The organism is Mucilaginibacter sp. P4_G9 (genome assembly GCF_056400985.1).
In genome coordinates this window covers 1-8,028 of the sequence record NZ_JBFUKF010000230.1, presented here as the reverse complement: position 1 = coordinate 8,028, position 8,028 = coordinate 1, and the positions used below count along the sequence as shown (strand labels likewise).

Sequence of the window (8,028 nt, the reverse complement as noted above, 5' to 3'; positions counted from 1 at the left end):
ACTCAGCAGCGGTCTCCATACGCTTTAAGCGGGTAGCATCGGTCTTGGCATCAACAATCCATTCCACATACTCTTTTTTATGCGAGTAGCCGGATTGATCAAATTTTAGTTTGGCCTCGGGATAGCCGGTTAAAAATTCAATGAAATACTCAGGTACAACCAATTCGGTTTTCGGGGCCGAGGCCTTCTTTATTGCTTCGGGTGTTTTTTTGCCGCTTTCATTCAAAGCGATAGCCTGCAGTATAAAATCCTGTAAAATTTCCTTTGAAGGCAGATCTTCTATTTTGGTAATGCGGCCAAAACTTCCGGCAGAACCATCTCCAATACTTAATGCGTTATTAGGATCATTTAGTAACGAAGCCTTCCAAAAACCAAATGAGCAATGCTCTTTGAAAGCCGCCATCTGGCATACCACGCCTTTGTAATCAAAAAACGGGAAGCCCCACTTAATTGCTTCAGTCAACAAAGGGGATGTTTCATGTACAAGTGCTCTTAAATACTTCAGGATTGGTTTGGCAAAATCGGGAGCCTTTTCAATAAAAGCATCTACCCTGCTATCGTATTGTTCCATCAATAAATTTAGTAACAAATTGTTAAACTGCAATGAAGTTTGTAACCTTTAAAAAGGTATTTTGCATCTTAGTTAAAGTAGATAATCTCATTACATAAAATGCTGTAAAATATGGCCACAAGATCATTTAACCTATTTGCAGGAATCATCACCCTGTTATTTTTTGTTCAGACCGGCTACTGCCAGGTAAAAAGCACTTCGCCCAGTCCTTTTACCGATAAAGATATGGTTTCATGGGATTACAGCTCAAAAGTGATTGGCGAAGATTATACCATATATGTACATTTTCCTCCCGGATATGATACCGCCAAAACAAAATATCCCGTGCTGTACATGACGGATGGGGACTGGAATATGACCGTTGCCATGAACTGCTTTAATATGCTGAGGCAGGATTATGAAACCACCGAAGCCCTCATTGTAGGTATAGGATACGGCAGCAGGCCAAACAAACGAAACCGCGACCTTGACCCAAAAACAGGCGCGCCAAAATTTTTATCATTTATTGAGCAGGAAGTGATCCCTTTTGTTCAAAGCAAATACCGTGTAAATGATAATAAAGCTTTATACGGCTATTCCTTTGGCGGAATGTTTACAACTATGGTGCTGTTTCAACATCCGGGTTTATTTAATATGGTGTTTATAGGCGCCCCCGGAAACAATGGCAGGGAACTGGTCCCATCGGCACAAAAATATTTCGCTAATAATAAGGATTTCACCTGTAAAGTGTTTGCCGGGGTAGGATCATATGAGCACGAAACAGCCCAAAATATTGAACTATTTAAGAGCTACATGGAAAAACAGAACTGTAAAGGTTTTGAAATTGCCGCAGCAATAACTCCAAATGCAGGTCATGGTGCTGCATTGGCACAGGTGATGCAAAACGCAATAGCCTTTGCCTACTGCAAAAAACACAAAGCCATCCCGGTAATGGCAAAGGAGCTTGAACAATATACCGGCGACTATGTGATAGCAGGAGATGCCAGGAATAAATTTAAACTATACTTAACCGGCAATAAACTTTACTTCAGGCAAAATGACCAGTTACCTATAGAATTTGCCCCCTATGCCAAAGATTCGTTTTTTATGTATGAGGATGAAAAGGCCGATATCACTTTTAAAACAGAAGGGGCTAAAATGTATATATTATTTAGCTTCCCCCATGAAAAACCAACACGACTGGATAAAGCCAAATAGGTTATAATCTTGAGCCAAGCAGCCCGTTTAGTTCCGGATGATGTTGTGAGGTTAAAAACTCAGTAATGGTAAACCTGGCCAGCTCGTGTTTATAAAAAGGATCTTCAGTGATAATTTTTTCTATTTCTTGTTTTGAACCGGCCAACGCCAAAATAATTCCGCCTGTGCGCGGTACTTTACGACCTGATGCTATAAATACATTTTTTTTATAGTATTTTTTTTAAAACGTTACATGAGCAGCCATGTAGGCATCCAGTTCTTCAAGAGGGACAATGTAGTCGAGATCGATAATGAACATACTTTGTAATTTCAGAATTTCGATTTAAAGCATTCGCTATTGAGCAACCAAATCCCTAAACAACTGTATGTGCCAGCTGTTTTTAAATGGCACCTCCCATTTGGTTTCCAGTTCGGTTAGGTTTTGTACCATGTTATTGTAAACAATGGTTTCGGTATTTATTTTGCCCTGCTTAATCATATCCTCAAACGCGTGCCGTGGCAATGATATTATTTCTTCGCCATCGCGATAAGCCAGGTTAAACCTATCAAATAGGTTAATGTTAAAATGCTGTTCTATCTGCTTCATAAAATGAACCGACTTATCAATAGAGCAACCACTGGCGCCGGCCTGGCTTTCATCAACAATCAGGATCAGGAAACGGTTATGCCGCACCTCCCCTTTAGCCTTCAATTGATTATTGTGGGCAGTCCAGCCGGTGGTAAATTTGTCCAGTTCCTCCTGTATTTGCTGGACCTCCTGGTCGGTCAATTTTTTATCGGCCTGGTAGATCCAAACTCTTGAGTGTTGAGAAAATTCCATTTACAAAAATATCAATTTATTAACTTCGGGTTACATTTTGTTGTCATGAAAACATCAATCTTGCCATCAATTAAAAAAAACATAGTAATTATAGCAATATTGGCCTTCAGCGGCTTCATTTACGGTTTTAAACCGGGCATGGGTGAACTGGAATGGCTAAGCTGGAGCAATAAATGCCTGTTGGAGTCATACAACCCTCCACCTGATATACAGCTAAAAAAGTGGGAACTCACCCTTACCAACGATTATTTTTTGCGTTTGAGGAAAACTTATCCACATGACCGTCAAGAGTATTTTTCGTTCAATTTACACCGCCTCAACAACGTTGAATACCTGGGAAACGACACAACAGGAACCCTTAAACTGAGCACCTTAGCCGACGATATCATTGTTCAAACTTACGAAAATCCTAAGGGTGATATTGATTCCATGGCAACTACCCTGGAACTACCGGTTAAGAACATGAGCCCGGCACGTTTAGATAGTTTGAAAAATGCGCTAAATTATTTTAGGGTGAAGGGCTTATAACCCATTCGCCCTAACGGTGATCTCGGCAATATCCAGCACCTGGATCTGCTGATCTTTTTCATTGAGTTTTACGCCGTCTGTAAGCATTGTCATACAAAACGGGCATGCGGAAGCCACCACCTGGGCTTTGAYSGCKATAACCTCCTGGATCCGCTCCATGTTGATATCCTTTTTACCCGGTTCCGGTTCTTTAAACATCTGCCCGCCGCCCGCGCCACAGCATAAGCCGTTTGATCTGCAGCGTTTCATTTCTACCAGCTCGGTATCCAGGATCTCCAGCGCTGCACGCGGAGCCTCATAAACATTGTTGCCGCGCCCCAGGTAGCAGGGATCATGAAAAGTGATCTTTTTGCCCTTAAAGCTTTCGCCTCCTTCGGCTTTTAGCTTACCCGCATCTATCAGCTGCTGAATAAGCTGGGTATGGTGAATCACTTCGTAATTACCGCCCAGGCCCGGGTATTCGTTTTTAATGGTATTAAAACAATGCGGGCAGCCGGTTACAATTTTTTTGATGTGGTAGCTATCCAATACCTGGATATTGGTCATGGCCTGCATCTGGAACAAAAATTCGTTACCGGCCCGCTTGGCCGGGTCGCCGGTGCAGCTTTCCTCGGTACCCAACACSGCATAGCTGATACCCACATGATGCAGGATCTTACAGATATCACGGGTTATTTTTTGTGCCCGCTCATCAAAACTACCCGCACAGCCCACCCAGAACAGTATCTCGGGCTCCCTGCCTTCAGCAGCCATTTGGGCCATGGTAGGTATCTTTATTTCGGATTTTTCGTTTTCCATTTCGGATTTATCATTTTTCCATAGCATATAAACCATGGAGTTATTTGACTAACTGCAAACTTAAAGCTGCCTGCTACTTCTCCGCCCAGTTTAACCTGTCGGCCTGGCTATATTTCCAGGGGGCGCCGTTGTTTTCTACATTGCCAAACATGTTATTCAGGCTGGCAGGGGCCTGCGATTCTTCCATCACGATATAGCGGCGCATTTCGGTAATAATCTCCAGTGGGTTAATATTTACCGGGCAGGCCTCTACGCAGGCATTACAGGTGGTACATGCCCATAATTCCTCCCGGCTGATGTAATTATCAAGCAAGGCTTTGCCATCGTCATAGTCCTTCCCATGCTTATCCAGGTTATTGCCCACTTCGGTGATCCTGTCGCGGGTATCCATCATGATCTTGCGGGGAGATAACAGCTTGCCGGTAATATTGGCCGGGCAAACACTGGTACACCTGCCGCACTCGGTGCAGGTAYAGGCATCCATCAGGTTTTTCCAGCTGAGGTCGGTTACATCTTTAGCCCCGAAACGACCGGGAGTTGTAGTCTCGGGTACAAATGCCGGGTCCATCATCGCTTTTACCTCGTTGGTTACCGATGCCATATTGGTGAACTTTCCTTTTTTATCCAGGTTGGAATAGTAAGTRTTCGGAAAAGCCAGCAGGATATGAAAATGTTTGGAATAGGGCAGGTAGTTTAAAAATGCCAGGATYCCGGTGATATGGAACCACCAGCATCCGCGCTCGGTCATTTCCAAAGCGGCTGCATGGCCGGGTAACAGCGGGGCTATAAAACTGCTTACCGGGAAACTGCCCGCCTGGAGGTAATGCCCCACGTGAAGCGCCTGCAGTTTGTAATCGGCGGCATTCATGGTTAAAAAGGCAGTCATGAGCAAAATCTCGATGACCAGGATATARTTGGCATCCGATTTGGGCCATTGGGTCATCTCCTTACCGCTGAAACGCTTTAAATGCATGATGTTTCTCCTGGCCAGGAAAACCACACAGGCAATRAGTACCAGTACCGCCAGCACCTCAAACCCGCCGATCAGGAATCCATATAAACTTCCCAGTGGTTTTGAAAATATCCTGTGCGAGCCAAACAAGCCATCCACCATGATCTCCAGCACCTCGATGTTGATGAKCACGAAGCCWRCATAAATAAAAATATGCATTACCGCGGCCAAAGGGCGTTTCACCATTTTGCTTTGCCCCARGGCTACTTTGGCCATCGTTTTCCAGCGCAGGCCAGGCTGATCGCTGCGATCGGTATCGCGGCCCAGCAGGATATTGCGCCGTATTTTACCCGCGTTTTTGGAGAACAGGTAAACAGCGGCAACAAATAGGATGAGAAATATTAGCTGTGCAATCATTATTAATAATTTTATCGGCCGGTTAACTGCTTTTGGGGTGCCTGGTTAATTGTTCAATGCCATCCCACATATCATTGGTTACCATCTCAAGGCCGTTAAACTGACCAGCTCCCTGCAGCCATTCGCCGCCATCAATGGTAATTACATCGCCGTTAATGTAGCCGGAGAAATCTGAGATCAAATAAGCGGCAAGGTTAGCAATTTCCTGGTGCTTACCCACTCTTTTAAGCGGTACCCTGTTTTTAAAATCAAATTTTTCGGCCATTTCACCGGGTAACAGGCGTTCCCATGCACCTTTGGTAGGGAAGGGACCCGGCGCAATAGCATTGGTACGTATCTGGTGCCTTCCCCATTCTGCGGCTAACGATCGGGTCATGGCCAGTACACCACCCTTTGCACAGGCCGATGGTACTACATATGCGGAACCTGTAAAGGCATAGGTGGTAATAATATTTAGGATATTTCCTGCCATTTTTTCTTTAATCCAATACTTACCCAGGGCCAGCGAACAATTGACAGAACCCTTTAGCACAATATCAATGATGGTTGAAAATGCATTGGCAGAGAGCCGTTCTGTTGGGGATATAAAGTTACCTGCAGCATTGTTTACTAAGGCGTTTACACTTCCAAAGCTTTCAATCGCTTTGTTTAGCATGCTTTCTACTTCATCGTAGTTGCGCACGTCGCAGGCTAAGGCTAATACCTTGCCGCCCGTTTCGGCCTCCATTTCATGGGCTGTTTGCTGCAATACATCAAGCTTGCGGCTGGTAATTACCAAATTGGCCCCTAACTTTAAAAAGTAGGTGCCCATGGCTTTACCAAGCCCCGTACCGCCACCTGTTATAATGATGGTTTTATTTTTAAATGCATTGGCCTTGAGCATTCCGTTATCCTCATTGGTCTGGTCCAAAGTATCATTCTTATCAGGAGCTTGCATATAATTATTTGCTTTTTACAGGGTTCATTAGTTTGTCGATTATTTTTTGCAATGCCGCACGCGTTTCTGGTGCCCACCATTGCTGTAGCATCCTGTTTAAGGCTGCGCTGTTATTGCCCTGTAGTTTTTCAGAAAGCTGCTTGCGGAAATTCATTTTACTTTGGCTCCAGGTAGCGGGATTCAATTTCATATATGCCCGCACTTTTTTTTCCGCCGAAGCCAATACATCCTCAGCCGCGCATACTTCATCAATTAATCCCTCTTTAATTGCTTCTTCAACGGTTAGTAACTTACCCTCCAACAAGTACTGATAAGCCTTGCGGCTACCTAACCAGAATGCGTAGAGGTGAAATACTGTATCGGGTACAATGATGCCTACAGGGATTTCATTTAAACCAATAATGTATTGGCCGCTTGCCATAACCCGGTAATCGCTGCATAAGGCTATAATACAACCGCCTGCAGGGCTATGCCCTGTTATTGCAGTTACAAATGGCTTTTTAAAGTTTACCAGAACTCTCTGCATCAGCATAAAACTGGTCCAAAAGTCTTTGCTCTCTTTTTCGTTATAATTGTAAACTTCCATCAGGTCGATCCCGGCAGAAAAAAAGCCCTCTTTGCCTGTAATAATTAGTCCGCCTATGTTATCGTCATCTTCAAGATCCTTTACTGCAGTAATCAGTTCTGCGATCATTTCTGCATTTATCGGGTTGGAGCGGCCCCTGTTTAAAGTGATGATTGCAAGATTATCCCGGATGATTAACTGAAATGTATTCATTTACATGGATTATAAGAATGGAAGAGCAAAAATTAATGTGAAAGCGTTGGATTACCAATCTCGCTGGTGTACATTTTTTCTATTTCTTCGTTATATTTTTCTAAGATAGTGCGGCGCTTCATTTTGCCAGTAGGGGTTAGTTCTCCGCCATCAATAGTCCATTCGTGCTGAAGCAAAGTGAATTTTTTAACCTGTTCAACATGGTTAAACTCTGTATTTAATGAATCAATAATTGATTGAAATAGTGCGGTTACAGCTGCATTATTTACAATTTCGGTGTTTGAAGACAGGTTGAGCTTCTGTTGGGTGCACCATAATTTAAGATTAGGATAGGAGGGTACTATTAAGGCAGTTGTAAATTTCCTATCGGCACCAATAACCATCATTTGCTCAATAAAAGGACTCTCCTTCATCCTGTTTTCAATGGGGCCCGGTGCAACATATTTTCCGCCTGATGTTTTAAAGATCTCTTTCTTCCTGTCGGTAATTTTCAGGAAACCATCTTTATCCAGTACGCCAATATCCCCGGTATGGAACCAGCCGTCTTCCACCACTTCGGCGGTGAGTTCGGGGTTTTTGTAATAACCAGCCATTATACCTGGTCCTTTGGCTAATATTTCGCCATCGTCGGCAATTTTAACCTGCACATCTTTTATTAATTGCCCAACTGTGCCGAATTTCCTGAAATGAGGATCATACTTGTTAACAGAAATTACAGGCGAAGTTTCAGTAAGGCCATAGCCTTCCAAAATAACCATTTTAGCGGCAGTGAATATCCGCTCCATTCTAACCGGGCATGCCGAGCTGCCTACAACTATTGCTTTTATATTGCCGCCAATAGCTTTACGCCATTTACTGTAAACAAGCTTATCTGCAATGGCTAATTGCAGGTTATACCATGGACTTTTGCCTGCAAGCTCAAACTGTTCGGCAATTTCGATTGACCATAAAAAGATTTTTCTTTTTATACCTGTAAGCTTTTGCCCTTCAATAATGATCTTCTCAAATACTTTTTCCAGCAGGCGGGGTA

General features: G+C 43.5%; 9 protein-coding genes and 1 pseudogene. 2 read left to right on the top strand and 8 right to left on the bottom strand.

Annotated features, from left to right (window positions below; genetic code table 11):
- Window positions 1-571: YdeI/OmpD-associated family protein (locus tag AC1DPZ_RS17755; RefSeq protein ID WP_477405807.1), on the bottom strand; the 571-nt coding region annotated here is incomplete at its 3' end.
- A gap of 111 nt (window positions 572-682) precedes the next feature.
- Between AC1DPZ_RS17755 and AC1DPZ_RS17750 the strand changes: the two genes are divergently transcribed.
- Window positions 683-1,768, top strand: a complete 1,086-nt coding sequence (locus AC1DPZ_RS17750; RefSeq protein ID WP_477405804.1) for an alpha/beta hydrolase — start codon at window positions 683-685, stop codon at window positions 1,766-1,768.
- 1 nt (window position 1,769) lies between these two features.
- Here the strand turns inward: AC1DPZ_RS17750 and AC1DPZ_RS17745 are convergent.
- Window positions 1,770-1,976: pseudogene (locus AC1DPZ_RS17745) on the bottom strand (YciI family protein); the annotation flags it as partial.
- Between the two features lie 126 nt (window positions 1,977-2,102).
- Window positions 2,103-2,588, bottom strand: a complete 486-nt coding sequence (locus tag AC1DPZ_RS17740) for an ABC transporter ATPase (protein ID WP_477405802.1) — start codon at window positions 2,586-2,588, stop codon at window positions 2,103-2,105.
- A 45-nt stretch (window positions 2,589-2,633) separates the two neighbouring features.
- Between AC1DPZ_RS17740 and AC1DPZ_RS17735 the strand changes: the two genes are divergently transcribed.
- On the top strand, window positions 2,634-3,116 hold the full coding sequence (locus AC1DPZ_RS17735; protein WP_477405800.1) for a hypothetical protein: 483 nt from the start codon (window positions 2,634-2,636) through the stop codon (window positions 3,114-3,116).
- Here AC1DPZ_RS17735 and AC1DPZ_RS17730 read toward each other — a convergent pair.
- The 5 genes from AC1DPZ_RS17730 to AC1DPZ_RS17710 all read right to left on the bottom strand — a co-directional run.
- The gene (locus AC1DPZ_RS17730) at window positions 3,111-3,914 is read right to left on the bottom strand and encodes a (Fe-S)-binding protein (RefSeq protein WP_477405798.1); all 804 of its coding nucleotides are present in this window, start codon (window positions 3,912-3,914) and stop codon (window positions 3,111-3,113) included. The two genes, AC1DPZ_RS17735 and AC1DPZ_RS17730, sit on opposite strands and share 6 nt — an antisense overlap.
- A 73-nt stretch (window positions 3,915-3,987) precedes the next feature.
- Window positions 3,988-5,283 (bottom strand): 4Fe-4S dicluster domain-containing protein, encoded by a 1,296-nt coding sequence (locus tag AC1DPZ_RS17725; protein ID WP_477405796.1) that lies wholly within the window; start codon window positions 5,281-5,283, stop codon window positions 3,988-3,990.
- Between the two features lie 22 nt (window positions 5,284-5,305).
- Window positions 5,306-6,166, bottom strand: a complete 861-nt coding sequence (locus AC1DPZ_RS17720) for an SDR family oxidoreductase (protein ID WP_477405809.1) — start codon at window positions 6,164-6,166, stop codon at window positions 5,306-5,308.
- A gap of 58 nt (window positions 6,167-6,224) precedes the next feature.
- Window positions 6,225-6,998: an enoyl-CoA hydratase/isomerase family protein gene (locus AC1DPZ_RS17715; RefSeq protein ID WP_477405794.1), complete on the bottom strand. Its 774-nt coding sequence runs from the start codon at window positions 6,996-6,998 to the stop codon at window positions 6,225-6,227.
- A gap of 32 nt (window positions 6,999-7,030) precedes the next feature.
- On the bottom strand, window positions 7,031-8,028 hold a 998-nt coding region (locus AC1DPZ_RS17710), incomplete at its 5' end, for an AMP-dependent synthetase/ligase (RefSeq protein ID WP_477405792.1).

What these genes read in the sequence shown, in the direction of transcription:
- AC1DPZ_RS17740 (WP_477405802.1), bottom strand. Translation starts at nt 2,588, where the DNA reads ATGGAATTTTCTCAACACTCAAGAGTTTGGATCTACCAGGCCGATAAA.
- AC1DPZ_RS17720 (WP_477405809.1), bottom strand. Translation starts at nt 6,166, where the DNA reads ATGCTCAAGGCCAATGCATTTAAAAATAAAACCATCATTATAACAGGT.
- AC1DPZ_RS17735 (WP_477405800.1), top strand. Translation starts at nt 2,634, where the DNA reads ATGAAAACATCAATCTTGCCATCAATTAAAAAAAACATAGTAATTATA.
- AC1DPZ_RS17715 (WP_477405794.1), bottom strand. Translation starts at nt 6,998, where the DNA reads ATGAATACATTTCAGTTAATCATCCGGGATAATCTTGCAATCATCACT.
- AC1DPZ_RS17750 (WP_477405804.1), top strand. Translation starts at nt 683, where the DNA reads ATGGCCACAAGATCATTTAACCTATTTGCAGGAATCATCACCCTGTTA.